General features: G+C 59.8%; 22 protein-coding genes. 20 read left to right on the top strand and 2 right to left on the bottom strand.

Annotated elements, in window-relative coordinates:
• The first annotated feature begins 75 nt into the window (after positions 1 to 75).
• The 3 genes from AC1RN6_RS15980 (at position 76) to AC1RN6_RS15970 (ending at position 3,922) form a co-directional block, all read left to right on the top strand.
• Complete coding sequence (locus tag AC1RN6_RS15980; protein WP_493006414.1) at positions 76 to 1,113, top strand: TRAP transporter substrate-binding protein; 1,038 nt, start codon at positions 76 to 78, stop codon at positions 1,111 to 1,113.
• Between the two features lie 34 nt (positions 1,114 to 1,147).
• On the top strand, positions 1,148 to 3,070 hold the full coding sequence (locus AC1RN6_RS15975) for a TRAP transporter large permease (RefSeq protein ID WP_493006458.1): 1,923 nt from the start codon (positions 1,148 to 1,150) through the stop codon (positions 3,068 to 3,070).
• 84 nt (positions 3,071 to 3,154) lie between these two features.
• Positions 3,155 to 3,922: a 2-keto-4-pentenoate hydratase gene (locus tag AC1RN6_RS15970; protein ID WP_493006413.1), complete on the top strand. Its 768-nt coding sequence runs from the start codon at positions 3,155 to 3,157 to the stop codon at positions 3,920 to 3,922.
• A 282-nt stretch (positions 3,923 to 4,204) separates the two neighbouring features.
• Here the strand turns inward: AC1RN6_RS15970 and AC1RN6_RS15965 are convergent, their stop codons facing one another.
• The gene (locus AC1RN6_RS15965) at positions 4,205 to 4,489 is read right to left on the bottom strand and encodes an HU family DNA-binding protein (protein WP_007880659.1); all 285 of its coding nucleotides are present in this window, start codon (positions 4,487 to 4,489) and stop codon (positions 4,205 to 4,207) included.
• Between the two features lie 698 nt (positions 4,490 to 5,187).
• On the opposite strand from AC1RN6_RS15965, the gene mraZ reads away from it, so the two are divergent.
• The 17 genes from mraZ to lpxC all read left to right on the top strand — a co-directional run bounded on the left by mraZ (position 5,188) and on the right by lpxC (position 24,908).
• Positions 5,188 to 5,616, top strand: a complete 429-nt coding sequence (mraZ, locus tag AC1RN6_RS15960; protein WP_493006412.1) for a division/cell wall cluster transcriptional repressor MraZ — start codon at positions 5,188 to 5,190, stop codon at positions 5,614 to 5,616.
• 12 nt (positions 5,617 to 5,628) lie between these two features.
• Positions 5,629 to 6,591, top strand: a complete 963-nt coding sequence (gene rsmH / locus AC1RN6_RS15955; RefSeq protein ID WP_493006411.1) for a 16S rRNA (cytosine(1402)-N(4))-methyltransferase RsmH — start codon at positions 5,629 to 5,631, stop codon at positions 6,589 to 6,591.
• Complete coding sequence (ftsL, locus tag AC1RN6_RS15950) at positions 6,588 to 6,860, top strand: cell division protein FtsL (protein WP_493006410.1); 273 nt, start codon at positions 6,588 to 6,590, stop codon at positions 6,858 to 6,860. Before rsmH ends, ftsL begins: the two co-directional genes overlap by 4 nt.
• Positions 6,857 to 8,638 carry a peptidoglycan D,D-transpeptidase FtsI family protein gene (locus AC1RN6_RS15945; protein WP_493006409.1) on the top strand — a complete coding sequence of 594 codons (1,782 nt, stop codon included), beginning with the start codon at positions 6,857 to 6,859 and terminating at the stop codon, positions 8,636 to 8,638. Before ftsL ends, AC1RN6_RS15945 begins: the two co-directional genes overlap by 4 nt.
• Complete coding sequence (locus AC1RN6_RS15940; RefSeq protein WP_493006408.1) at positions 8,638 to 10,176, top strand: UDP-N-acetylmuramoyl-L-alanyl-D-glutamate--2,6-diaminopimelate ligase; 1,539 nt, start codon at positions 8,638 to 8,640, stop codon at positions 10,174 to 10,176. Before AC1RN6_RS15945 ends, AC1RN6_RS15940 begins: the two co-directional genes overlap by 1 nt.
• Complete coding sequence (locus AC1RN6_RS15935; protein ID WP_493006407.1) at positions 10,176 to 11,612, top strand: UDP-N-acetylmuramoyl-tripeptide--D-alanyl-D-alanine ligase; 1,437 nt, start codon at positions 10,176 to 10,178, stop codon at positions 11,610 to 11,612. Before AC1RN6_RS15940 ends, AC1RN6_RS15935 begins: the two co-directional genes overlap by 1 nt.
• Position 11,613: 1 nt before the next feature.
• Positions 11,614 to 12,783 (top strand): phospho-N-acetylmuramoyl-pentapeptide-transferase, encoded by a 1,170-nt coding sequence (gene mraY / locus AC1RN6_RS15930; protein ID WP_493006406.1) that lies wholly within the window; start codon positions 11,614 to 11,616, stop codon positions 12,781 to 12,783.
• Between the two features lie 34 nt (positions 12,784 to 12,817).
• Entirely contained in the window at positions 12,818 to 14,938 is a 2,121-nt protein-coding gene (murD, locus tag AC1RN6_RS15925; protein WP_493006405.1) for a UDP-N-acetylmuramoyl-L-alanine--D-glutamate ligase, read from the top strand.
• Positions 14,938 to 16,203, top strand: coding sequence for a putative lipid II flippase FtsW (gene ftsW, locus AC1RN6_RS15920; protein WP_493006404.1), 1,266 nt, complete (start codon positions 14,938 to 14,940; stop codon positions 16,201 to 16,203). The genes murD and ftsW overlap by 1 nt, the downstream gene beginning before the upstream one ends.
• A complete protein-coding gene (gene murG / locus AC1RN6_RS15915; RefSeq protein WP_493006403.1) occupies positions 16,200 to 17,276 on the top strand; it encodes an undecaprenyldiphospho-muramoylpentapeptide beta-N-acetylglucosaminyltransferase in 1,077 nt (358 codons plus the stop codon). The genes ftsW and murG overlap by 4 nt, the downstream gene beginning before the upstream one ends.
• Positions 17,273 to 18,697: a UDP-N-acetylmuramate--L-alanine ligase gene (murC, locus tag AC1RN6_RS15910; protein ID WP_493006402.1), complete on the top strand. Its 1,425-nt coding sequence runs from the start codon at positions 17,273 to 17,275 to the stop codon at positions 18,695 to 18,697. The genes murG and murC overlap by 4 nt, the downstream gene beginning before the upstream one ends.
• Positions 18,697 to 19,716: a D-alanine--D-alanine ligase gene (locus AC1RN6_RS15905; RefSeq protein ID WP_493006401.1), complete on the top strand. Its 1,020-nt coding sequence runs from the start codon at positions 18,697 to 18,699 to the stop codon at positions 19,714 to 19,716. Before murC ends, AC1RN6_RS15905 begins: the two co-directional genes overlap by 1 nt.
• Positions 19,717 to 19,725: 9 nt before the next feature.
• Complete coding sequence (locus tag AC1RN6_RS15900; RefSeq protein WP_493006400.1) at positions 19,726 to 20,499, top strand: cell division protein FtsQ/DivIB; 774 nt, start codon at positions 19,726 to 19,728, stop codon at positions 20,497 to 20,499.
• A gap of 10 nt (positions 20,500 to 20,509) precedes the next feature.
• Positions 20,510 to 21,742, top strand: coding sequence for a cell division protein FtsA (gene ftsA / locus AC1RN6_RS15895; protein ID WP_007878109.1), 1,233 nt, complete (start codon positions 20,510 to 20,512; stop codon positions 21,740 to 21,742).
• A gap of 129 nt (positions 21,743 to 21,871) precedes the next feature.
• Positions 21,872 to 23,068, top strand: coding sequence for a cell division protein FtsZ (gene ftsZ / locus AC1RN6_RS15890; protein WP_050479043.1), 1,197 nt, complete (start codon positions 21,872 to 21,874; stop codon positions 23,066 to 23,068).
• A gap of 204 nt (positions 23,069 to 23,272) precedes the next feature.
• Positions 23,273 to 23,779 (top strand): peroxiredoxin, encoded by a 507-nt coding sequence (locus AC1RN6_RS15885; RefSeq protein ID WP_408168260.1) that lies wholly within the window; start codon positions 23,273 to 23,275, stop codon positions 23,777 to 23,779.
• A gap of 193 nt (positions 23,780 to 23,972) precedes the next feature.
• On the top strand, positions 23,973 to 24,908 hold the full coding sequence (lpxC, locus tag AC1RN6_RS15880) for a UDP-3-O-acyl-N-acetylglucosamine deacetylase (RefSeq protein WP_493006399.1): 936 nt from the start codon (positions 23,973 to 23,975) through the stop codon (positions 24,906 to 24,908).
• A 175-nt stretch (positions 24,909 to 25,083) separates the two neighbouring features.
• Here lpxC and AC1RN6_RS15875 read toward each other — a convergent pair whose 3' ends face one another.
• A complete protein-coding gene (locus AC1RN6_RS15875; RefSeq protein WP_493006398.1) occupies positions 25,084 to 25,593 on the bottom strand; it encodes a DciA family protein in 510 nt (169 codons plus the stop codon).
• Between the last annotated feature and the right edge of the window lie 41 nt (positions 25,594 to 25,634).

Genomic DNA, 25,634 nt, shown 5'->3' with positions numbered 1-25,634 from the left:
ATAAGGCAGTGGGTAGCAAAGGACAGGCATCAGAAGCAATCAAAAGTAGAACCATATAAAACTACAGGAGACATGATGAACACCACCAACGCATCCAAACGACAATTTCTCAAAACCGGCCTGGCCATCGGCGGCGCAGCCGCGACCGGCCTGGGTCTATCCGGCAATCTCGCCTTCGCGCAAGAGAAACCGCTGGTCACGCTGCGCATGTCGTCGACGTTGCCGCTCGACGCCAACTCGGCGCACTACGTCTGGTACAGCCGTTTCGCGCAGAATCTCAAGACCGCCGTCGGCAACAAGATTGTCGTCAACTATTTCCCCAGCGATCAGCTCGGCAAGGAATCCGATGTCGTCAATCAGGTGCGCATCGGCAGCGTCGACATGATGATTTCCGGCTCCTCGATCTGGTCCACTACCGTGCCGGAAATCGGCGTGCTCGACATGGGCTATCTGTTCGCCAACCTCGACCATTCCGGCCGTGCCCTGGACGGCAAAGCAGGCGCCATTCTGAGCAAGCTGATGTATGACCGCATCGGCGTGCAGGTGCTGGGCTGGGCGTATTCGCTGGGCGCGCGCAATGTGTTTACCAAGAATCCGGTGCGCAGCGTGGCCGAGCTCAAGGGCACCAAGATCCGTGTGCTGCCGGTGAAGAATTTCGTCAGCACCTTGCGCTACATGGGCGCGGTGCCGACACCGATTCCTTTCGGCGAAATCTACACTTCGCTGCAGACCGGCGTGGTCGACGGCTTCGAGCACGATGCGCCGACGGCGCTGGCGGGCAAGTTCTTCGAAGTCGCTAAATACTGCGCGCTGACCCAGCATATCTACAACCCGCAAACACCGGTGATCGGCAAGCGCTCCTTCGCCAAGATTCCGGCCGATCTGCAGAAAGCTTTCCTCGACGCTGCCACCGAGGCGACGCTGTATCAGCGCCAGCGCGCCGCCGACATGGAACGCGACGCCTTTGAAAAACTCAAGGGACTCGGTCTGACCGTCTCCACTGTCGACCGTGAAGCGCTGCGCAAAGACGTCGCGCCGCTGTGGGGCGAGTTCACCGCGCAATATCCGGCCGTCAAGCCGGTAGTCGACGAAATCGTTGCTGCGCGCGGCTGATGTCCTGCCGAATCTGGAGTCAAAGGAAGCCATGATGAAGACAATGACTGCGCCGCTGGCGCCGGGCGAAGAAGCCGCAGGAGTCGCAGGAGCCGAAAGTGCGATTCAGTCGCTGCACGCTTCGCCCAACGATGTAGTGGATTATCCGCGCCTGCAACGCGTGTTGGAGCTGACCTCGGCGGCGGTGCTGGCGGTGGACGTGCTGGTGGTGTTCTTCTCCGTGATCTGGCGCTACGCCTTGCACGACCCGCTGGAATGGTCGGAAGAGGTGGCGCGCGCGCTGATGATCACGCTGGTGTTCTTCGGCGCAGCCAGCGTGCTGGGCCGCAGCCGCCATGTCGGCATCGACAGCTTGCGCGGCGTCTTTCCGAAATCATGGCTGCCTTATATCCTCCGGCTGTGCGACTGGGTGATCGCCTTCGTCGCCATGTCGCTGGCATATACCACCTGGCTGCTGCTGGAAATCTCCAACGATCAGACCACGCCTTCGGGTTTGCCGCAGACAATTTTTGTTTTGCCGGTGCTGGTCGGCAGTCTGCTGTTGTCGGTCTTCGCCGTGACGCATGCGCTGAAGAAATTCGGCCGCCATGCGTTGGTGTCGGGTTTGCTCGGCGCGGTGGTGGTCGGTGGCGTGCTGGCCTTGCAGACGTTCTGGCCCGATCATGCGCTGCGGCCGATGCATGTCTTGCTGTTCGGCTTCCTGTTCTGTCTGGTCGCGGGCGTGCCGATCGCGTTTTCGCTGACCTTCGGCGCGCTGATGTTCTTCCTGCTGGAGCCTTCCCTGTCGGTAATGGTGTTCGCCCAGCAGGTCGCGGCCGGCACCGATCACTTCGTCATGCTGGCGGTGCCGTTCTTTATCCTGGCGGGCATGGTGATGGAATGCAACGGCATGTCGTCGCGCCTGATCGAGCTGCTACTGCGCATGTTCGGCCGGCTGCGCGGCGGCCTGAACCTGATCATGGTGACGGCGATGGCGTTCTTCTCGGGCGTGTCGGGTTCCAAGCTGGCCGACGTCGCCGCCGTGGGCGGCATCCTGATGCCGGCGGTACGCCAGACCAGGCAAAATCCGAACGAGGCGGCAGGTTTGCTGGCAGCCTCGGCCATCATGGCGGAGACCATCCCTCCTTGCATCAACATGATCATTCTCGGCTTCGTCGCCAATCTGTCTATCGGCGGCCTGTTCTTGGCCGGGATTTTGCCGGCGCTGGCGATGGCGATCGCCTTGAGCATCCTTGCGTATTACACCGGCCGCAAAGTCGACGTCAGCGTCGTCTTCATCAAGCCGCGTCCGATGGGCAAGCTGATCGGCGGCGCGCTGGTGGGTCTGATCATGATTGTGATGATCGGCAAAGGCGTGGCTTCCGGCGTGGCGACGTCGACCGAGATTTCTTCGTTCGCTGTGGTGTATGCGATCGTGGTCGGCTGGCTGGCCTTCCGGGAGCTCAATCGCAAGGTGCTGGTGAAGCTGTTCGTCGATGCGGCGTCGATGTCGGGCATGGTGCTGTTTATCGTGGCGGCCGCCAGCAGCGTGGCGTATGCCTTGACCGTGGAGCAGATCCCGCACGCGCTGGCTGAACTGATGGTGAGCCTGGCGCACGATTACGGCCGCTGGATGTTCATCCTGATTTCGGTGCTGGCGCTGATCTTGTTCGGCGCGGTGCTGGAAGGCGCGCCGGCGTTGATTATTTTCGGACCTTTGCTGACACCGATTGCGGTCCAGCTTGGCTACAATCCACTGCACTTCGCCATCATCCTGGTTATTTCGATGGGCATAGGCCTGTTTTCGCCGCCGTTCGGACTTGGGATGTATGCGACTTGCGCGATTGCCCAGGTGCGACTGCAGGATGTGGTGAAGCCGTATCTGAAATATCTGGCGATGCTGCTGGTCACGCTGGTCGTGATCATCGTCTGGCCGGATCTGAGTTTATGGTTGCCGCGGCGCTTCGGATTTTCTTGAATTATCCGGAAGCTGTAGAAGTTTTTTAACCGGCGCCGGCTGCTTTCCATGCAGCGGCGCCTCTTCAAGAAGTAAAGTACGACAATGGACAAACAAAAAATCAAGGCCGCCGCCGACTTGCTGCTGGCGGCGCGCAAGCATGAAATCACCCTGGCGCGCCTGCCGGAAGAATACATCCCGGCCGATGCTGCGGAAGCCTATGCAGTGCAGGATACCGTTTCCCAGTCGCTGGGCGAAGTCGGCGGCTGGAAGGTCGGGGCCAAGGCTCCGGGTGCGCCGCCAAGCTGCGCGCCGATGCCGGCGCAGTTCATCTTCGCGGCGCCTTATCATTTCTTCGATTTGCTGACCGCCGGTTCGCGCGGCATCGAAGTCGAGATCGCGCTGCGCATGAAGAGCGATCTGCCGGCTCGCGCTACGCCTTACACCGAAGAGGAGGTGCTGGCGGCAGTCGGCACGGTGCATCCGGCGATCGAGCTCGTATCCTCGCGCTATACCGAATATCCGGCCGCCAATCCGCTGGCCGGGCTGGCTGACGCGCTGAGCAATTGCGCGTTCATTTACGGTCCGGGCCGCAGCGACCTCGGTCAGATCGATCAGAGCATCCAGCACGCCGAGCTGTATTTTAACGGTCTGGAGGTCGCCAAGACTGTCGGCGGCAACCCGGTGGTCGATATCTGGCCGCTGGTGACCTGGCTGGCCAATCACGTCGGCGAGCGTTGCGGCGGTCTGAAAGCAGGCCAGTTCGTGACGACGGGATCGTGCACGGGTTTGCTGTTTGCCGACAAAGGCAGCAGCGTCAACGCCTTGTTGCAGAACATCGGCAAGGTCGATATTTCGTTCGCGCAGGCCTGATCAACAAATCCGGGAACGGATGAAGTCGCGGCAGACATGCCTTGTTTGCTGCGGCACGAGTGCGTCCGGAGCATGGAGAAGGAACGGCGTAAGGCAATACGGAAATGGTGCGAATGCAGCGGGAAGACGGGAGAAGCCGGGTGATGGGAGATAAAGCAGGATAAGGCTGGATAGGCAGAATAAGGCAGATAAGACGGGAGGGAAGTGTGCTGCCACATGAATGCGGCAGCAGCGGTATTTGAATGCCGTGAACTCCTGGTTCACAGCATTCAAATGGAACCATTATTTCTTCTTTTTGTTCACTGCTTCTTTGAACGACTTACCAGCGGAGAACTTCACTGTAGTTGCAGCAGCGATTTTGATTTCTTCGCCAGTTTGTGGGTTACGGCCGGTACGAGCAGCGCGCTTGCCTGTGGAGAAAGAACCGAAGCCAACCAGTTGCACTGTGTCGCCCTTGGTAACTGCCTTGATGATGTTTTCAACGACGGAGTCCAAAGCACGTTGTGCAGCAGCCTTCGAGATTTCTGTATCAGCAGCGATTGCGTCGACCAATTCGGATTTGTTCACTTTAAAATTCCTTTCACTGTTAAGGTGCCGAGATTTTAGCATTGGAATGCGCCTACTCCGCAAGCCCCATCTGATGTTTAATTGAATTGTCATGATCTATTTCACCGGAATTTCATCGAATTGAAAAAATCCGGATGCCCGTGGAGAGTTTCGCGCATCGTTTTCTGTGTTCGCTGATTGGATTTTCGACGCGACCCTGATTTTTTACGCAGCGTTTTTTCAGGCATACTTCGGCTGCCGGTGAATTTTCAGCGGCGTTGCCGGATGTGTTTTGGCATGCCGTTTGATGTTGCGTTATTTGTTGGTCCAGGTTGGTGTTTTTGATTGTCTGCAAAATCTCTTCTCAAGCCGGTCGGCTGTTTTTTGATTCGTTGACCCGCCTCTCCCCCAGAAACCACGCGGAATTCGAGATAAACACATGTGTATATCTCAAGTGGAACATTCAATAGATTTCCTAAGTCATTCATTTGCGAGGAAAAAACGCTTTTAGATGCTTTTTAACTATGCGCGCTAAGTCTTTGACTTTATTAAAAAAATCCCTGTTTCGGCCCATGAATATCGCTTGACCTGTATTAGTGCATCCTCTAAAGTGGGCGATAGTGTGAAAAAGTGTTTTTTTGTGGGGTATTTTTGGATTCCCGGCATCAAAACACCGAATTCAAGCAAGCCAACAGCGACAGGAAAAAAGGTCAAACACAGTGTTTCAGGGCGCGTCATCAATCAATCTCGATGCCAAAGGACGGATGTCTATTCCGGCCAGGCATCGCGACGCCCTGGCGGTTCAGTGCGAAGGACGGGTCACGTTGACGCGCCATCCGCACGGTTGCCTGCTGTTTTTCCCGCGCCCGACCTGGGAAAGCCATCGCGAGCAGATCGCCGCGTGGCCGATGTCGGCGCGCGCCTGGCAGCGCGTTTTCCTCGGCAATGCGTGCGACGTGGAACTGGACTCCGCCGGCCGCATCCTGATCGCGCCGGAGTTGCGGGCAGCGGTCGGCCTGGAGCGCGACGTCATGTTGCTGGGCATGGGCAGCCATTTTGAAATCTGGGATGCCGCCAAGCTGGCCGAGAACGAATCGGAAGCTGTTGCTGCGGGCATGCCTGATGTGTTGAGCAATTTTTCCTTCTGACGGCACGACGCGATGACTTTGCAATCGGTGCCCGATTTGCAGCACCGTACGGTGTTGTTGGATGAAGCGGTGGATGCCCTGGTAATAGAAGGCGACCGGGCTGACGGTGTCTATCTGGACGGCACCTTCGGCCGCGGCGGGCATAGCCGCAAGATTTTGGAGCGCCTCAGTGCGCGTGGACGTTTGATTGCGTTTGACAAGGATCCGCTGGCGATTGCCACGGCGCAGACCATTGCGGATCCGCGTTTCGCCATTGTGCATGACAGCTTCGCGACGCTGGATCAGGCATTGGCGGCGCATGGCGTCACGCGCGTGGATGGCGTGTTGATGGATTTGGGTATTTCTTCGCCGCAGGTGGACGACGCGGCGCGGGGTTTCAGTTTTCGGTTCGATGGCCCGCTGGACATGCGCATGGATACCACGCGCGGCGTGTCGGCAGCGGAGTGGCTGGCAACGGCGGACGAACAGACGATAGCAAAGGTGATACGAGATTATGGGGAAGAACGGTTTGCTCTTCAGATTGCAAAGACGATTGTTGCTCGCCGGGCAGTCGAGCCAATTTCAACCACACGACAGCTTGCCACGCTCGTGGCACAAGCCGTCAAAACCCGCGAGAAAGGCAAAGACCCGGCCACTCGTACCTTTCAGGCTATACGGATTTTCATCAATCAAGAGCTTGAAGAACTCGAAATAGGACTGGAAAAAGCATTTCGGCAGATGGCGCAGTATGGGAGATTGGTTGTGATCAGCTTTCACTCGTTGGAAGATCGCATCGTCAAGCAGTTCATGGCATCCAAAGCCCATGTGCCGCAGCCGGACCGCCGCCTGCCGATTCGTGCAGTCGACCTGCCGCAACCCCTCGGAAAATTGCATTCCCGCGTCAAACCGAGCGACGCCGAAGTCGCCGCCAACCCGCGCGCCCGTTCCGCCGTGATGCGTTCGCTTGAGCGTACGGTCGTTGAGGATGCGCCATGACCGGCCGTCTGAGCTTCCTGGTGACGACCGTGCTGGTCCTGTGCGCACTATCGCTGGTCAACGCCCAATACCAGGCGCGCCGTCTGTTCATCGAACTGGAGCGCGCACAATCCGCCGCACGTCAGCTCGATATCGACTGGGCGCAGCTGCAACTGGATCAATCCACGCTGGGCAAGAACTCCCGCATTGAGGCACTGGCGCGGCGCGACCTGAACATGGTTTCGCTGACGCCGGAACGAACCCAATATCTGACGGTGACAAACAAATGACGCGCATGCCGCCACGCACCAACGTCACGGGAGGCCGAGTCGCAGCCTCACGCGGCGTCGCGTTCTCGGCCAGCCCGGTGTTGCAGGTTGCGATGCCGGCCTGGCGCTCGCGCGTGGTGTTGTTCGTGCTGTTCATGGCGTTCTTTGCACTGGCCGCGCGCGCGCTGTGGCTGCAAGGCATGTCTACCGACTTCCTGCAGAAACAAGGCGCGTCGCGCTACGCGCGTACGCTTGAATTGCCGGCCACACGCGGCAAGATCACCGACCGCAACGGCCAGGTGCTGGCGTCGTCGGTGCCGGTCAAGGCGATCTGGGCGATTCCCGACGACGTACAGGAAGCGCCCAAGGACAAGCTGCGCGACCTGGCCAAGCTGCTCGACATGAGTGACGCCGAGTTGCGCAAGAAGCTCGATTCCGACCGTAATTTCGTTTATCTGAAGCGCCAGGTCGAGCAAGACACGGCCGACAAGATCGTCAAACTCGGCATCGCCGGCATCGAGACGCGCAAGGAATACAAGCGCTTCTATCCCGAAGGTGAAGTCATGGCCCACGTTGTGGGCTTTACCAATGTGGAAGACGCCGGACAGGACGGCATGGAACTCGGCTCGCAGAAAACGCTGGCCGGCATGACCGGCAGCCGCCGCGTCATCAAGGACCGTCTCGGCCGCATCGTCGAAGATATCGAAGCCGTGCGCGAGCCGCACGACGGCAAGGACCTGACCTTGTCGATCGACAGCAAGATCCAGTACATCGCCTTCACCCAGCTGAAAGAAGCGGTCGAAAAGAACAAGGCCAAGGCCGGCGGCATCATCGTCGTCGACGTGCGAACTGGCGAAGTGCTGGCGCTGGCGAATCTGCCGACCTACAACCCGAACGACCGCTCGGTGCTGACCGGCGCGCAACTGCGTAATCGCGTGCTGACCGATACCTTCGAGCCAGGTTCGACACTGAAGCCGTTCACCGTGGCGCTGGCGCTCGACACGCATCGCGTGACGCCGAGCACCGTATTCCAGACTTCGCCCGGCAAGATGACCATCGGCACAGCGACTATCGGCGACTCGCACGCGCATGGTCCGCTGACGGTAGCGCAGATCATCGAGAAATCATCCAATATCGGCACCGCCAAGATTGCGCTGGAAATGCCGCCGCAGGAAATGTGGGAGATGTTTACCAGTGTCGGTCTCGGGCAGCAGCCGAAGTTCGGTTTCCCGGGCGCGGTGGCCGGCCGAGTGCGTCCTTACAAATCGTGGCGTCCGATCGAACAGGCGACGATGAGCTACGGCCACGGCATCTCGGTTTCGCTGATTCAGCTGGCGCATGCATACACGATTTTTGCTCGCAACGGCGACCTGATTCCGCTCTCGTTTCAGAAGGTCAGCGACATGCCGATCGGCCATCGCGTGATTGCCGAGAATACCGCATTGCAGATGCGTCGCATGCTGGAAACCGTGGTGGCGCCGGGCGGCACCGCCCCGCAGGCGCAGGTTCCGGGTTATCGGGTTGGCGGCAAGACCGGCACGGCATACAAGATTGAAGGCGGCAAGTACGTGAAGAAATATGTGTCCTCGTTTGTCGGCATTGCGCCGATGTCCGATCCGCGCCTGATCATCGCCGTGATGCTGGATGAACCCAGCGCCGGCAGCCACTTCGGCGGCACCGTCGCCGGACCGGTTTTTGCCAAAGTAACGGCCAACGCCTTGCGCGCGCTCAATGTCGCGCCGGATTCCAGCGTGACCAATATCATCATTCCAAAAGACGCCTTAGAGGAGAGCATGTAATGCCTGCGACCATGCTTTCCGCGCAAAAAATTGTTGACTGGCTGCACGGCATTGCCCCTGGCAACGCCAACCTGACGTCGAATTTGACTGCGGATTCGCGCCGTGTGCAGGCCGGCGACGTGTTCTTTGCCTATCCCGGTGACAGCGCTGATGGTCGCCGCTACATCGCCGATGCGATCGAGCGCGGTGCGGTTGCAGTCGTCTACGAAGAAGCGGGCTTCACTTGGGACGACAAGGAAGACCTGCCGCATTTGGGCGTCAAGGGGCTGAAGCATCTCGCCGGATTCGCCGCCAATATGTTTTACAAGCAGCCCGACAAGGGCATGTTCAGCGTCGCGGTGACCGGCACCAACGGCAAAACTTCCTGCTCTTACTGGCTGGGCATGGCGCTATCGCGCCTGCAAGGTTCGTCGGCGCCGGCTGCCGTGGTCGGTACGCTGGGTGTGGGCATGTTTCAGGACGGCAAACCGCATGCCTTCGACGTCACCGGCTACACCACGCCGGATGCGGTGCTGCTGCAACGCAAGCTGTCGGACCTGCGCACCGCGCGAGCCTCGGTGCTGGCGATCGAAGCCTCGTCCATCGGACTCGATCAGGGCCGCATGAACGGACTGCACGTCGACGTCGCCCTGTTTACCAATTTCACGCGCGATCATCTCGACTATCACGGCGACATGATTGCTTATGAAGCTGCCAAGATTCAGCTGTTCGATTCGCCGGGACTGCAGCACGCAGTCATCAATCTGGACGACCAGATGGGGCAGCGCCTGATTCCTTATCTGCAAGCCAAGAACATTCCGGTGATCGGCTATTCGCTCGGCGATATCACAGCAGATGATGTGCCGGTGCTGCGCGCCTCGGCGATCCGCAGCACCAATGCCGGCACCAGCTTCCATATCGAGTCGCCATTCGGTTCGGGTCAGATCAAGACGCAATTGGTCGGGCAGTTCAACGTCAGCAACGTATTGGGCATCCTCGGCGTCATGCTGGCCAAGGGCACCGGCTGGGAAGCCGCGCTGGCGGTGATCGCCACGCTGACCGCCGTGCCGGGCCGCATGCAACAGTTCGGCGGACAGGAAGTGCCGCTGATCGTGATCGACTATGCGCACACGCCGGATGCATTGGAAAAAACCTTGACCGCTTTGCGCCAGGTTGCCAGCCAACGTGGCGGCGAGCTGTGGTGCGTGTTCGGCTGCGGCGGCGATCGCGATCCGGGCAAGCGGCCGGAAATGGGTTCGGTTTCCGAACTGGCCGATCACGTGATCCTGACCAGCGACAATCCGCGCAGCGAAGATCCCAACGTCATCATTTCGCATATCAAGAGCGGCATGGGGCGCATCGTGCCGCATGTATTGACCGATCGTGCCGGCGCCATCCTGTGGGCAGTACGTCACGCGGTCAAGCAGGATGTCGTTCTGCTGGCTGGCAAGGGCCACGAAACCTATCAGGAAATCGCCGGCAAGAAATATCCCTTCCTCGATGCCGACCACGTCGCACTGGCTCTGGCCGCACGCTCCACGATGATGGGAGGTGCATAGTGCAGGCGACGCTTGGACAATTGCAGCAGTGGCTGGACGGCGCAGCCGTGCATAGCGTGCATAAAGCCGGCGACGGCTTCACCGTGCGCGGCGTCACCACCGACAGCCGCGCCGTCGCACCCGGTAATCTGTTTGTCGCCTTGCGCGGCGAGCGCTTTGACGCGCACGACTTCCTCGACGCCGTTGCCGGCCTGGGCGCTGCCGCCGTTGTGGTCGAGCGCGTCCCGGCTGGTCTGAGCATTCCGGCCATCGTCGTGCCGGACACGCGCGTGGCGCTGGGCCAGATCGCGCGTCACTGGCGTCAGCAATTCAATGTGCCGGTCATTGCCGTTACCGGCAGCAATGGCAAGACCACCGTCAAGGAAATGATCGCTTCGATCTTGACGGCGGCATTCGGCGAAGACCACAGCCTGGCTACGCGCGGCAATTTCAACAACGAAATCGGCGTACCGCTGACCCTGTTCCGCCTGCAACCGCAACATCAGGCGGCGGTGGTTGAACTGGGCATGAATCATCCCGGCGAAATCGCCGTGCTGGCGGAAATTGCCCGTCCGACGCTGGCGCTGGTCAACAATGCGCAGCGCGAACATCAGGAATTCATGGCAACCGTCGAAGCCGTCGCGCGCGAAAACGGCGCTGTCTTTGGCGCCTTGCCGGCAGACGGCATTGCCGTGTTCCCTGCGGAAGACGAATACGCCTGGGTCTGGCGCGAAATCGCCGGTACCCGTCCGGTGATCAGTTTCGGTCTCAGTCAGGATGCCGATGTCAGCGGCAGCTATCAGGCGCGCGAGTTCGGCAGCGCAATCGCTGTCACCGCACACATCGGCGATCGCGTGCAGCAATTCGGCATCAAGCTCGCCGCCGTCGGCGAGCACAATGTACGCAACGCGCTGGCCGCCATTGCCTGCGCGCTGGGCGCGGGTATTTCCGCCGCTGCCGTGGTGCGCGGGCTGGAAGCTTTTCAACCGGTCAACGGCCGCTTGCAGCGCAAGACCGCCGTCAGCGGTGCGCTCGTCATTGACGATACCTACAACGCCAATCCCGATTCGGTGCGCGCCGCCATCGACGTGCTGGCGCAAACGGCCGCGCCGCGCGTGCTGGCCTTGGGTGACATGGGCGAGGTCGGTAACGAAGGTCCTAAATTTCACCGGGAAATCGGCGCCTATGCACGCGAACGCGGCATCGAGCATTTTCTCGGTTTCGGCGACGCCATGCGCGACGCCATCGATGAATACAACGCCGTGCCGGGAGCATCTTTCCCGGCGCGGCATTTCGACACCATAGACGCCGTGAGCGCCGCAGCCCACGAGGCCGCATCCGCGACGGCGACGGTATTGGTAAAAGGTTCGCGCTTCATGAAGATGGAGCGCGTTGTGCAGCATTTGGTCGGGGCGCAGTTGCAGTCCGGCGCGCCACTTCACCAGGAGACTCATTAACATGCTGCTTTGGCTGGCTCAGAATTTTCAGCAGGATTTCAGTTTCCTGCGCGTGTTCAACTTCATCACCTTCCGCGCTGTGTTTGCGACGCTGACGGCGCTGTTGATCGGCCTTGTCGCCGGTCCGGCGGTGATTCGCATGCTGACCCGTCTCAAGGTCGGCCAGGCCGTGCGCACCGACGGTCCGCAAACGCATCTGGTCAAATCCGGCACCCCCACCATGGGCGGCGTGCTGATCCTGATCGGCATCGGCATTTCGACCTTGCTGTGGGCGGACCTGAGCAATCGTTTCGTCTGGATCGTACTGATCGTCACGCTGGGCTTCGGCACCATTGGCTGGGTCGACGACTACCGCAAGGTGGTCTACAAGGATCCGAACGGCATGCGTTCGCGCGAAAAATATTTCTGGCAATCGCTGATCGGTCTGGTGGCGGCGTTCTATCTGGCGTTCTCGGTGTCCGAAGTGAGCAATATGAAGGTGCTGGATCTGTTCTTTGCCTGGGTGCAGTCGGGTTTCAACCTCGACCTGCCGCCGAAAGCCGACCTGATCGTACCGTTCTTCAAGACCGTCAGCTATCCGCTGGGCGTGTGGGGTTTCATTGCGCTGACTTATTTTGTGATTGTCGGCACCAGCAACGCGGTCAATCTGACTGACGGCCTGGACGGTCTGGCGATCATGCCGACCGTGCTGGTCGGCGGCGCGCTGGGCATTTTTGCTTACCTGACCGGTAGCGCCAGCTATGCCAAATATCTGTTCATTCCACATATTCCGGGCGCGGGCGAACTGCTGATTTTCTGCGGCGCGATGGCCGGCGCAGGTCTGGCTTTCCTCTGGTACAACGCTTATCCGGCGCAGGTGTTCATGGGTGATGTCGGCGCACTGGCGCTGGGCGGCGCGCTCGGCACCATCGCGGTGATCGTGCGTCAGGAAATCGTATTGTTCATCATGGGCGGCATCTTCGTGGTGGAAACCCTGTCGGTGATGATTCAGGTGGCTTACTTCAAGTTCACCAAGAAGCGCTACGGCGTCGGCAAGCGAGTGCTGTTGATGGCGCCGCTGCATCATCACTATGAACAAAAAGGCTGGAAAGAAACACAGGTCGTGGTGCGCTTCTGGATCATCACGATGATGCTGGTGCTGTTCGGTTTGTCGACGCTGAAATTGCGTTGATCAGATCTCATTGGAAAGACTCAGGTAATAAAGAATGAATTACGTCGATAAACACGCTCTGGTACTTGGACTGGGTGAATCCGGTCTGGCGATGGCGCAGTGGCTGGTCTACTGCGGCGCGCGCGTGCGTGTGGCCGATACCCGCGAAGAGCAGGCCGTGGCCGAGCGCCTGGCCGTATTGAAGGCCGCATCGGCAGAGAGCGAATTCGTCGGCGGCAAGGCTTTTTCCGCTGAGCTGCTGGATGGCATCGACTTCGTCGCCGTCAGCCCGGGTCTTGCTCCCGAGCGCGATCTGGCAGTGTTGTCCGCTGCGGCGGCAGAGAAGAATATCCCGCTGTGGGGTGAGATGGAATTGTTCGCGCAGGCCCTGGCGGCGCTGCGTGAAGAGCGCGCCTACGCGCCCAAGGTATTGGCCATCACCGGCACCAACGGCAAGACCACCGTCACCAGCCTGACCGGCATGCTGTGCCGCCGCGCCGGCTTGACGACCAAGATCGCGGGCAACATCAGTCCGGCCGCATTGGATGTTTTGCGCGAAGCATTGATCGAAGATGCCGCCCACGCGGTCGTGGTCGCCGCGCAAAGAGCCGAAGAAGCAGCCGCTGCGCAGGCCGAGGCGGAAGCTGCTGCGGTCATCGCAGAACAACAGGCGCAAGCGCAAGCCGAAGCGCAGGCTGAAATCGATGCCGCAGCTGCGAAGGAGGCTGCCGCTGCACAGGCTGCAGCAGAAGAAGCGTCGCGCCAGCTGGAGCTGACTGAGCAGGCCGAGTCTGCGGCGGCTGAAGAAGTATCGCCAGAATCATTCGCCGAAGCATCGAATGACTCGGAGCACGAGCAGCCCGCGCAAGCTGCACACATCGGCCTGAACGACAGTCTGACGGTCGCTGTTGCCGCGCCGGAAGAGTCCGCCGGCGCATCGGTTTCGCAAGAACATGCAGCCGATACGATGGCCGAAGAAACAAATACCGGCGACGTCGCTTCGCATACCGCTGAAACCGCTGAAACCGCTGAAACCGCTGAAACCGCTGAAACCGCTGAAACCGCTGAAACGGAAGGCCTTGCCGTTGCAGAGCAGACTTCGCTCCTCGACGAAGACGACAGCGCGCCGCTGCAGCTGGAACTGCCGCCGCCGGAACCGGAGCGGGTGTACGAAGGCATCCTGCCGCAAGCATGGGTGCTTGAGTTGTCGAGCTTCCAGTTGCACACGACTTACAGTTTGCAGGCCGATGCCGCGACTGTGCTGAACATTACGCAAGACCATCTGGACTGGCACGGCAATATGGATGCCTATGCCGCCGACAAGGCGCGGATTTTCGGCGAGAAGACCGTGCGCGTGCTCAATCGCGACGATGCCGCCGTGATGGCAATGGCTACACCCGGCGCGAGCGTATCGAGTTTTGGTCTGGATGAGCCGAAGAAGGCCGGCAGTTTCGGTCTGGTCGATGAAAACGGCATGCTGTGGCTGGCCGCGGCCGTTGCAATCGAAGATGAAGAAAAACCCGAAGGCCGCCGCCGCAAGAAAGATCCGAAAGAAGTCGTCGAACAGCCTTTCCTGCTCAAGCGTCTGATGCCGGTCGATGCGCTGAAGATCCGCGGTTTGCACAACGCCTCCAACGGTCTGGCGGCGCTGGCATTGTGCCGTGCGGCCGATCTGCCGCTGGCGAACTTGTTGCACGGCTTGCGCGACTACACGGGCGAGCCGCATCGCGTTGAGCTGGTGATGACGATCCGCGAGGTGGAATATTACGACGACAGCAAGGGCACCAATGTTGGTGCGACGGTTGCTGCGTTGAACGGCCTGGGCCATGGCGGCAAACCGAACCGCTTGTTGCTGATCGCCGGTGGCGAAGGCAAAGGCCAGGATTTCGCGCCGCTGGCGGAACCCTTGTCGAAGTATGGCCGCGCCGTGTTCCTGATTGGCCGCGACGCCGGCGCCATCCGCAGCGCGGTTGCCGATAGCGGCGTTGAACTGATTGATTGCACGACCTTGGAAGAGGCGGTGGAAAAAGCTGCCGGGATGGCGCAAGGCGGCGATGCCGTGTTGCTGTCGCCGGCCTGCGCCAGCTTCGACATGTTCCGCAACTACGAACACCGCGCGGAAGTATTTGTCGACGCAGTGCGTGAAGTCGCCCTGTCGCGTGGTGAGGTGATGTGATGAAACTGACCCTGCCTTCGATCACCGGCTGGTTCGGCGCCAAAGATGAGCCTGGCGTGCGCGGCAGTGCGCGCGCGAGCAGCAACAGCGGCAGCCTGAAGGGCATCAGCGGTATCGAGCAGCGTTCGCGCATGATGGAGTACGACCAGCCGCTGGTGTGGGTGGTCATGCTGCTCATGCTGTTCGGCATGGTCATGGTGTATTCGGCGTCGATTGCGCTGCCCGATTCGCCGAAATATGCGAATTACAAGACTTCGTATTTCCTGGTGCGTCAGGCGATGTTCATCGGCGTGTCGTTGTTGGCTGGCCTGATGGTGTTTCGCATCAAGATCGAAACCTGGCAGAAGATTGCGCCTTACCTGTTTGTCGGCACCCTGATCTTGCTGGCGCTGGTGTTGATTCCCGGTATCGGAAAGGGCGTCAACGGCGCCAAGCGCTGGCTGTCGTTCAAGGTGTTCAATTTGCAGCCGTCGGAGCTCATGAAGCTCTTCATCGTCTTGTACGCCGCCGATTACACGGTGCGCAAGCAGGCGGTGATGCACAAGCTGACCAAGGGATTCCTGCCGATGACGCTGGCGGTGGGCGTGGTCGGTTTGCTGTTGCTGCTGGAGCCTGACCTCGGTGCCTTCGGCGTAATCGTCTGCATCGCGATGGGCATTCTGTTTTTGGGCGGCATCAACGGCGTCTGGTTCGGCGGCATCGGTGCGACGCTGGTCGGAATCTTTTCGCTGGTGATTATCTTGTCGCCATGGCGGCGCGAGCGGATTTTTGCTTACATGAATCCATGGGTGGAAGAGAACGCACTGGGCAAGGCTTATCAGTTGTCGCACTCGCTGATTGCATTCGGTCGCGGCGAATTGTTTGGCGTCGGACTGGGCGGCAGCGTTGAAAAGCTGCACTACCTGCCGGAAGCGCATACCGACTTTTTACTGGCGGTGATTGGCGAAGAGCTGGGTTTTGTCGGCGTGCTGGTCGTGGTGCTGTTGTTCTATTGGCTGATCAAACATGCGTTTGAAATCGGCCGTCAGGCAATCGCGCTGGATCTGACCTTCGCCGGTCTGACTGCCAAAGGGATCGGCATCTGGATCGGAGTGCAGACCTTCATCAACATGGGCGTGAATCTCGGCCTGTTGCCGACCAAGGGCTTGACCTTGCCGCTGATGAGCTATGGCGGTTCCGGTCTGCTGATCAACTGCGTCGGACTGGCGATTTTGCTGCGTATCGATTACGAGAATCGCGTGCTGATGCGTGGAGGCCGCCTATGAGCAAGCGCCTTCTGATCATGGCGGCAGGCACCGGCGGGCATATTTTCCCGGGGCTGGCGATTGCCGACACCATGCGTGCGCGCGGCTGGCAGGTTTCATGGCTCGGGACAACGCACGGCATGGAGCGCGACTTAGTGCCAAAGCATGGCGTCGAGATGGATTCCATCGTCTTCGCCGGTCTGCGCGGCAAAGGCTTGGCGCATACCGTCAAAGGCGTGTGGCGCATGATCGCCAGCTTCGGTTCATGCTTCCGCATCATCGGCAAGCGTAAGCCAGATGTGGTACTGGGCATGGGCGGCTATGTGACGGTGCCGGGCGGTGCGATGGCGCGTTTGCGCGGCGTGCCGCTGGCGCTGGTGAATGCGGATGCGGCGCTGCTGTTGTCGAACAAGACGTTGGCGCCGTTGGCCGATAAGGTGCTGTTCGGTTTCCCTGCAGATTTCGGCAAGGCGGCCGGCAAGGCGGAAGTCACCGGCAATCCGGTGCGCAAGGAAATCATCGCCCTGGGCGAACCGGCGCCGCGTTATGCCGGTCATAGCGGTCCGTTGCGGGTTCTGGTGGTTGGCGGCAGTCTGGGCGCCAAAGTATTGAACGAATGCGTGCCGGCAGCGCTGGCGAAATTGCCGCCGGACCAGCGTCCGCTGGTGACGCATCAGTCGGGCAAGCAGCATATCGACGCCTTGCGTGCAGCGTATGCGCAGTCGGGCGTTGGGGCGGAAGTGGTGGATTTCATCGACGACATGCCGCGCCGTTATGCGGACGCGGATCTGGTGATTTGCCGCGCCGGTGCGATCACCGTGTCTGAGCTGACCGCGGCCGGTGTCGCCAGCGTGCTGGTGCCGCTGGTGGCGTCGACGACATCGCATCAGCGCGATAACGCCAAATGGATGGCGCAAAGCAAGGCCGCAGTACATTTGCCGCAGACCGAGCTGACACCGGACAGCCTGGCGGCATTGCTGCAAACGTTGGATCGGCCTGCCTGCCTGAAGATGGCGCAGGCGGCGTATGAACAAGGCAGGCGCAACGCCAATGAGGCGATTGCGCAGGTGCTGGAAAGATTGGTAAAGCAATGAAACATCGGGTTAAAAATATTCACTTCGTCGGCATCGGCGGCTCTGGAATGAGCGGCATTGCCGAGGTCATGCTCAATCTGGGTTACGGCGTGTCCGGCTCGGATCTGGGCAGCAACGCCGCGACACAGCGCCTGGCACAGCTGGGTGCGCGCATCCTCTACGGTCACGCTGCCGAGAACATCGACAACGCCGACGCCATCGTCACCTCGACCGCGGTCAAGGGCGACAATCCGGAAGTGCTGGCGGCGCGCAAGAAACACATTCCTATCGTGCCGCGCGCAGTGATGCTGGGCGAACTGATGCGCCTGAAGCAGGGCATCGCGATTGCCGGCACACACGGCAAGACCACCACCACCAGCCTGGTTGCGAGCGTGCTGGCGCAAGGCGGACTGGATCCGACCTTCGTGATCGGCGGTCGCCTGACCAGCGCGGGCGCTAATGCCAAACTCGGTTCGGGTGACTTCATCGTGGCCGAGGCCGACGAGTCGGATGCGTCTTTCCTGAACCTGACGCCGGTGATCGAAGTCATCACGAACATCGATGCCGACCACATGGAAACCTACAACCACGATTTCGCCAAGCTCAAGCAGGCCTTCGTGGAGTTCACCCAGCGTCTGCCGTTCTACGGCGTCGCGGTGCTGTGCCTGGACGATCCGCACGTGCGCGAAATCATGCCGATGATTTCCAAACCTATCCTGACTTACGGCTTCCATGAAGACGCAGACATTCGCGCCATCGAAGCCAAGGCAGTCGACGGCAAGATGGAATTCACCGTGATTCAGGACGGCTATGCGCCGATGCAGGTCAGTCTGAATCAGCCAGGCATGCACAACGTACAGAACGCTTGCGCCGCCGTGGCGATTGCGCGCGAGCTGGACGTGGCCGATGCGGATACGCAAAAAGCGCTGACCGAATTCAATGGCGTCGGCCGCCGCTTCACGCGTTACGGCGAAGTGCCGCTGTTCGACGCGGCAGGCAAGCCGGCCGGCTCGTTCACGCTGGTGGATGACTATGGCCACCATCCGGTCGAGACCGCCGCCACGATTTCCGCTGCACGCGGCGCCTATCCGGGACGCCGTCTGGTGTTGGCGTTCCAGCCGCATCGTTATACCCGTACGCGCGATCTGTTCGAAGACTTCGTCAAGGTGCTGTCGACGCCTGACGTGCTGGTGCTGGCCGAGGTGTATTCCGCCGGCGAGCAACCGATTGTGGCCGCCGATGGCCGCGCGCTGGCGCATGCGCTGCGTGTAGCGGGCAAGGTCGAACCGGTGTTCGTCGAAGACATCGCCGACATGCCGACCACGATTCTGAACGTAGTGCGCGACGGCGACGTCGTCATGACCATGGGCGCCGGCTCGATCAGCGGCGTGCCGGCAAAACTCACGGCGCAATCTGTCGATACGCAAGGACAGGGGGCGTGATGACCGATTCCACCATGTCCAGACAATTCGGCAAGGTCGGCGTGCTGTTCGGCGGCCGTTCCGCTGAGCGCGAAGTATCGCTGATGTCGGGTGAGGGCGTGCTCAAGGCGCTGCGCAGCAAAGGTGTCGACGCACATCCTTTCGATCCGGCGCAACGCAGCCTGGCCGAACTGGCGGCAGAAAAATTCGATCGCGTCTTCATCGCGCTGCACGGCCGTTACGGCGAAGACGGCACGCTGCAAGGCGCGCTGGAGCAACTCGGCATCCCTTACACCGGTCCCGGCGTGATGGCGTCCTCGATTGCGATGGACAAGGTCATGACCAAGCGCATCTGGATCGGCCACAACTTGCCGACGCCGCGCTTCATCGTGCTCGACAGCGCGGCAACGCCGCGGGAAGAACTGCGCCAGGTGCCGGATGTTCTGGGTCTGCCGCTGATGCTGAAAGCGCCGCATGAAGGCTCGACCATCGGCATCGCCAAGGTGGCGGGTTATTCCGACATGCAGGAAGCGTTCAACCTGTGCGCCAAATATGACACCGCCGTACTGGCGGAGGAATTCGTCACCGGCCGCGAACTGACTGTGCCGGTGCTGGGCAAGGGACGCGACGCAAAGGCTTATCCGGTGATCGAGATCCGGGCGCCGGAGGGCAACTACGACTATCAGCACAAGTATTTCACCGACGACACCAAGTACCTGTGTCCGGCGCCGATCGACGAAGCGCTGACGCAGCGCGTACAGGATCTCGCCGTGAAGGCGTACAACGCACTCGGTTGCCGCGGCTGGTCGCGCGTGGATTTCATGTTGCGGGCGTCGGACAACGAGCCGTTCCTGCTGGAGATCAATACCTCGCCGGGCATGACCGGCCACTCGCTGGTGCCGATGTCGGCCAAGCAGGCTGGCATGAGTTACGAAGATTTGTGCTGCGAGATTTTGCAATCCGCAGCGCTGGATCTGAAGCCGTCCGAAGCGTGGAAGCCGCACGCATCAACGGATGCCAACGTTTCGGACAAGGGATAAGACGCGACCATGTGGCAAGACGTCAAAATGCTCAACGCAATCACCAACGCCCTGCTGGCGCTGGTGCTGCTGGCATTGCTGGCGTCCGGCCTGTGGTGGCTGGCGCAGCGGCCGATGTTCACGCTCAAGACGATTCGTGTGGAAGGCGTCGCGCAGGAACAGTTACGCCGGGTGAATCCGCTGACGATACGCGCCAGCGCCGTGCCGCGCATCAAGGGCAATTTTTTTACGGCCGATCTGGACGCGGTGCGCGGTGCGTTCGAATCGGTGCCATGGGTGCGTAAAGCCATGGTGCGTCGCGAATGGCCGAACAAGCTGATCGTGACGATCGAAGAACATCGCGCGCTCGGCACCTGGGGTGATGACGGGCGTCTGCTGTCGGTCAAGGGCGATGTGTTTACCGCCAATCTGGCGGAAGCGGAAGACGATGGCGACTTGCTGGAGTTCGACGGACCGGACGGTAGCGAGAAGGAAGTGGTGGCGCGTTTCGATCAGTTCCGCGACTGGCTGGCGCCGATCAAGGTGGCGCCGGAAGCCGTGGCCTTATCGAACCGGTATGCCTGGACCGTCAAGCTGGACAATGGCATTACGGTCGAGCTGGGACGTGCCGAAGGCGACGCCACGCTGAAGGAAAGAATTGCCAGGCTGGTATCCGTCTATCCGCAGCTGATGGACCGCCTGCAGGGGAAGAAAATTGAAAATGTCGACATGCGCTATCCGAACGGCCTGGCGTTGAAGGCGGATGGATTGGTATTGGCTGCATTGAACGGAAAGAAAAAATAAGCGGAACGATATGACAAAAGACGCAAAAAACCTGATCGTCGGTCTCGACATCGGCACCTCCAAGGTGGTGGCCGTGGTGGCGGAAGTATTGCAGGACGGACGCCACGAAGTGATCGGCCTGGGCCAGTCCGAATCCAAGGGATTGAAGAAGGGCGTGGTGGTCAACATCGAAGCCACGGTCGAATCGATCCAGCGGGCACTGGAAGAGGCCGAACTGATGGCCGATTGCAAGATTCGCAATGTCTACACAGGCATCGCGGGCAGCCATATCCGCAGCTTCAATTCGAGCGGCATGGTGGCGATCAAGGACAAGGAAGTCAGCGCTGCGGACGTGTCGCGCGTTATCGAAACCGCCAAGGCCGTCAACATCCCGACCGACCAGCAGTTGCTGCATACCGTACCGCAGGAATTTATCGTCGATAACCAGGAAGATGTGCGTGAACCAATCGGCATGAGCGGCATCCGACTCGAGGTAAAAGTACACATCGTGACCGGTGCCGTATCGGCGGTGCAGAACATCGTGAAGTGCGTGCGCCGCTGCGGCCTGGAAGTGTCGGATCTGATTCTGCAGCCGATGGCTTCGGCCGATTCCGTGCTGACCCCGGACGAGCGTGAACTGGGCGTGGTGCTGGTCGATATCGGCGGCGGCACGACCGACGTGGCGGTATTTACCGAAGGCGCGATTCGGCATACCGCAGTGATCCCGATCGCCGGCGACCAGATCACCAACGATATCGCGATGGCCTTGCGTACGCCGACTCTGGAAGCGGAAGAAATCAAGCTGCGTTACGGCGTGGCGAAGCAAATCCTGGCGGATCCGACCGAGACGCTGGAAGTGCCGGGACTGGGTGACCGCAATCCGCGCACCCTGTCGCGCCAGGCGCTGGCGGCTGTGATCGAGCCGCGCGTGGAAGAGTTGTTTGCATTAGTGCATCAGGTGGTCCGCGAGTCGGGTTACGAAGAGGTGCTGTCGTCGGGCATCGTCCTCACCGGCGGCTCCGCAATGATGCCAGGGATGATTGAGCTGGCAGAGGACATCTTCCTCAAGCCTGCCCGACTGGGGACGCCGGAATATAGCGGCCAATTGGCTGATGTGGTGCGCAGTCCACGCTATTCGACGGTTTTGGGGTTGTTGTTGGAAGCGAAAAAGCAATATCTGCGCGGGTACATCGTCACCCGGCAGGAGGGTTCGGTAAAGGCAATCTGGCAGCGCATGAAGGAATGGTTTTTAGGCAATTTTTAAGCAGTCGCGTTATTTATTTTAGTTATTCAGTTCTTCGGATCAGCAACACGCAGTTCTCAGTTGCTAGTCGTCACACCGCGTGATGCCTATCAACTGCAAGCTGCACATACATATATTTAAGGAGTCATCATGGAAATAGATATGCTCGACAACGCCACTCTCGGCACGATCATCAAGGTCGTGGGCGTGGGCGGTGCAGGCGGCAACGCGGTGCAGCACATGATCAACAAGGGCGTGTCCGGCGTTGAGTTCATTGCGGCAAACACAGATGCGCAAGCATTGAAGATGTCGAAGGCCGACAACGTCATCCAGATCGGTGAAACCGGTCTGGGCGCCGGCATGCAGCCGCAAGTCGGCCGCCGTCTGGCCGAAGAAACCCGTTCGCGTATCGAAGATGCACTGCGCGGCGCGCACATGGTGTTCATCGCTGCAGGCATGGGCGGCGGCACCGGCACCGGTGCTGCACCGGTGGTGGCTGAAGTTGCCAAGTCGCTGGGCGCACTGACTGTTGCCGTGGTCTCCAAGCCGTTCTCGTACGAAGGCCAGAAGTGCATGGACATCGCCGACCAGGGTCTGGAAGAACTGGCGCAGCACGTCGACTCCCTGATCATCATCCTGAACGAAAAACTGGAAGAGATCTACGAAGACGACAGCATGATTGAATGGCTGGGCCATGCTGACGACGTGCTGAACAACGCCGTCGCCGGTATCGCTGAAATCATCAACGTGCCGGGCCATATCAACGTCGACTTCAACGACGTCAAGACCATCATGGGCGAGCAAGGCAAGGCCATGATGGGTACGGCAACCGCTTCCGGCGTGGACCGCGCCCGCGTGGCGGCAGAGCAGGCAGTGGCATCGCCGCTGCTCGACGGTATCGACTTGTCCGGCGCGCGCGGCGTGCTGGTCAATGTGACCGCCAGCCGTAACCTGAAGGGTAAGGAAATCAAGGAAGTCATGGCGACTGTACGTGCTTTTGCCGCTCCCGATGCATCGATCGCGCAAGGTATCGCGTACGACGACGGCATGGGCGACGACATCCGCGTGACTGTCGTGGCAACCGGTCTGGGCCGTAGCCGCAAGTCGGTGCAGCTTGTGCAAACACCGATGCTGCGCACCGGTACGCACAATGAACCGATGATGGCCGGCACCGGCACGATGAACAACGGCACCAACGGCGGCGCGCAAACCGGTGCAGCTTTCGGTGGCATGAAGGCGCCGGCGGTATGGCGTCGCGAGTCGGCTTCCGACACCGTGCGCGCGCTGGAAAAGAATGGCATGGAAACGTATGACATTCCGGCTTTCCTGCGCAAGCAAGCTGACTAAGTAATTAAGTAAAATCAGGCCGAGGTTGCCGTCCGTTTCGGCAGGCAGCGACCTCAGTCATGAGCAAACGAAAAAACAGGCATACTATCGCCTGCGCGCCGCGCCTTTGTGCGCGGCGTTTTTTTGTCTGCCTGCATGGACCCAGCAGCCAGGCCAGACAACGCATTCCCGAATTATTGAATTACTCACAAGAAGGAAATCATCATGACCATTAAAGTTGGCGATCGCCTGCCGGAAGGCGCACTGGCTGAATTCATCGAGACCGAAACCGAAGGTTGCTCGCTCGGCCCGAACACATTCAAGGTATCCGATCTGGTCAAAGGCAAGAAGATTGCCTTGTTTGCACTGCCAGGCGCATTCACCCCGACCTGTTCCGCCAAGCACGTGCCGGGCTACATCCAGCACGCAGCTGAATTCAAGGCCAAGGGCGTTGATGAAATCTGGTGCATCTCGGTCAACGACGCGTTCGTGATGGGCGCATGGGGCCGCGATCAAAAGGCAACCGGCGTGGTGCGCATGCTGGCTGACGGCAGCGCGACCTTCACCAAGGCCGTGGGCCTGGAATTCGACCTGACCGAAAAGGGCATGGGCGTGCGTTCGCAGCGCTATTCGATGCTGCTTGAAGACGGCGTGGTCAAGCAACTGAACCTGGAAGCACCGGGCAAGTTCGAAGTATCCAACGCTGAAACCCTGCTGGGCCAACTCGGCTAAGCTGGCTTGATCTGTAGCTGTCCGGACGGCCTGGTCTTCGACTGAGCCATCCTGGAAAGTGCTGAAAGGGGCGCGGAAGGCGGTCCGAAAGGGCTGTTTCCGCGCCTTTTACCTTCTTTTGCAGTGCAGGAACTTTTTGCAACAGTCTGCACGCCGGCAGCAGGCCTGATGGCATCTTGGCTATAATGGCGGGATGTTAAAACAGCGCACCATTAAAAATCTCGTCCAGACCGTCGGCGTCGGTTTGCATTCCGGCACCAAGGTGGAGCTGACCCTGCGTCCGGCCGCCGTCGATACGGGCATCATCTTCCGTCGCGTCGATCTCGATCCTGTCGTGGAATTTCCTGCGTCGGCCACTGGCGTAGGCGACACACGCATGGCGTCGGTGCTGTCGAAGGACGGTGTGCGCGTTTCTACCGTTGAACATCTGCTGTCGGCTTGCGCCGGTCTCGGTATCGACAATCTGTACATCGACCTGACCGCCGAAGAAATTCCCATCATGGACGGTTCGGCCTCGTCGTTCGTGTTCCTGTTGCAGCAAGCGGGTTTGCAAGAGCAGAACTCGCCGAAGAAATTCATCCGCGTCAAAAAGCCGGTGGAAGTGCGTGAAGGTCAGGGCGACAAGGAAAAATGGGCGCGCCTGGAGCCTTACAACGGTTTCAAGCTGAAGTTCTTCATCGAATTCAATCATCCGGCCGTCGATGGCACCGGCCAGACGGCCGAAGTCGATTTCGCCATCGAGTCCTACGTCAAGGAAATCGCGCGTGCGCGCACATTCGGCTTCATGCAGGATGTGGAAACCTTGCGCGGTATGGGCCTGGCGCGCGGCGGCTCGTTCGAGAATGCGATCGTGATGGACGAATACCGCATCCTCAATGCAGACGGTCTGCGCTACGACAACGAGTTCGTGCGGCACAAGATTCTCGATGCGATCGGTGACCTCTACCTGATCGGCCATCCCTTGCTGGCCAGCTACAACGCCCATAAGTCGGGCCACGGCATGAACAATCAGCTGCTGCGCGCCTTGCTGGATCAGCCGGACGCTTACGATATTGTTACTTTTGACACGCTGGAGTCGGCGCCGCAGACCTACGTGATGCAGGCCAAGCAGGAGTGGGCGCTGAATTAAGCGCTGTATTCAAGCATTGCAGCAAGCGGGTCTTGAAAGCGGAGTTTCAAGTCTCCGATTCACCTGATATTTACCCGATACATTCGCATCAGCAGCATTCGCTGCGACAGGCGACTCCGGCGAATTCCTCTTTCGCCAGAGCAAGAACAAGGCCGGGTTTCTTTTTGTACTCTTTCTATTTGACGCCGGTATTGCGGCGTACCATGTTCGCCAGTGCAGTCTTGAGCGCCTGATTCTGTTTTGAATCTTCCAGCGCGTCGTTCAGTTCTGCAAACGACGCCACTGCAAGGTTGGGCAAAGTGAGTACCCGGCGTTCGACCGGCGGAACGACATAGCTTTTGCCAACTTGTACTTTGATCCGGATTGCATTAACCTGCCATCCATCTTTTAGCAGACGTTCTTGCAACTTCGGCAATTGTTGCTTGAGTTTCGCGGCAAGCGCCGCATTGGGCATGCTCAGCACCAGCTGACCGCCTTCGAAGTTCATGACGTCGCACGATTTGAAAATAGCCGGCAGAATCGCGGCGCAGCTTTTTTGCAGCGCCGACATACGGGTAATAGCAGGCAGCAAACTTGCCATTGCATTATCCGACTGCAGAAAATCTGTCGCGTCCCGGGGCTTGCGCTTTAGCTGCGCGGCCGAAGGACCACGGCGATAGGGGATAAATGTGGAGGGATACTTCATCTTTAAACCTTATCACATCTCCTCCTTAGCCGAGGAGAGTC

The sequence above is a fragment of the Herbaspirillum sp. GW822-FHT03A08 genome, from assembly GCF_058801885.1.
The sequence above is the reverse complement of the archived record's forward strand: the minus strand, read 5'-3'. Positions and strand labels throughout refer to the sequence as shown.

Bases quoted from the DNA above. Each gene is read 5' to 3' on its own strand.
- AC1RN6_RS15875 (WP_493006398.1), bottom strand. From the start codon at position 25,593: ATGAAGTATCCCTCCACATTTATCCCCTATCGCCGTGGTCCTTCGGCC.
- AC1RN6_RS15940 (WP_493006408.1), top strand. From the start codon at position 8,638: ATGCCTGCGACCATGCTTTCCGCGCAAAAAATTGTTGACTGGCTGCAC.
- AC1RN6_RS15945 (WP_493006409.1), top strand. From the start codon at position 6,857: ATGACGCGCATGCCGCCACGCACCAACGTCACGGGAGGCCGAGTCGCA.
- AC1RN6_RS15970 (WP_493006413.1), top strand. From the start codon at position 3,155: ATGGACAAACAAAAAATCAAGGCCGCCGCCGACTTGCTGCTGGCGGCG.
- ftsA (WP_007878109.1), top strand. From the start codon at position 20,510: ATGACAAAAGACGCAAAAAACCTGATCGTCGGTCTCGACATCGGCACC.
- mraY (WP_493006406.1), top strand. From the start codon at position 11,614: ATGCTGCTTTGGCTGGCTCAGAATTTTCAGCAGGATTTCAGTTTCCTG.
- rsmH (WP_493006411.1), top strand. From the start codon at position 5,629: ATGACTTTGCAATCGGTGCCCGATTTGCAGCACCGTACGGTGTTGTTG.
- murG (WP_493006403.1), top strand. From the start codon at position 16,200: ATGAGCAAGCGCCTTCTGATCATGGCGGCAGGCACCGGCGGGCATATT.
- AC1RN6_RS15905 (WP_493006401.1), top strand. From the start codon at position 18,697: ATGACCGATTCCACCATGTCCAGACAATTCGGCAAGGTCGGCGTGCTG.
- AC1RN6_RS15900 (WP_493006400.1), top strand. From the start codon at position 19,726: ATGTGGCAAGACGTCAAAATGCTCAACGCAATCACCAACGCCCTGCTG.
- AC1RN6_RS15980 (WP_493006414.1), top strand. From the start codon at position 76: ATGAACACCACCAACGCATCCAAACGACAATTTCTCAAAACCGGCCTG.
- ftsW (WP_493006404.1), top strand. From the start codon at position 14,938: ATGAAACTGACCCTGCCTTCGATCACCGGCTGGTTCGGCGCCAAAGAT.
- ftsL (WP_493006410.1), top strand. From the start codon at position 6,588: ATGACCGGCCGTCTGAGCTTCCTGGTGACGACCGTGCTGGTCCTGTGC.
- AC1RN6_RS15975 (WP_493006458.1), top strand. From the start codon at position 1,148: ATGAAGACAATGACTGCGCCGCTGGCGCCGGGCGAAGAAGCCGCAGGA.
- murC (WP_493006402.1), top strand. From the start codon at position 17,273: ATGAAACATCGGGTTAAAAATATTCACTTCGTCGGCATCGGCGGCTCT.
- lpxC (WP_493006399.1), top strand. From the start codon at position 23,973: ATGTTAAAACAGCGCACCATTAAAAATCTCGTCCAGACCGTCGGCGTC.
- murD (WP_493006405.1), top strand. From the start codon at position 12,818: ATGAATTACGTCGATAAACACGCTCTGGTACTTGGACTGGGTGAATCC.
- AC1RN6_RS15885 (WP_408168260.1), top strand. From the start codon at position 23,273: ATGACCATTAAAGTTGGCGATCGCCTGCCGGAAGGCGCACTGGCTGAA.
- ftsZ (WP_050479043.1), top strand. From the start codon at position 21,872: ATGGAAATAGATATGCTCGACAACGCCACTCTCGGCACGATCATCAAG.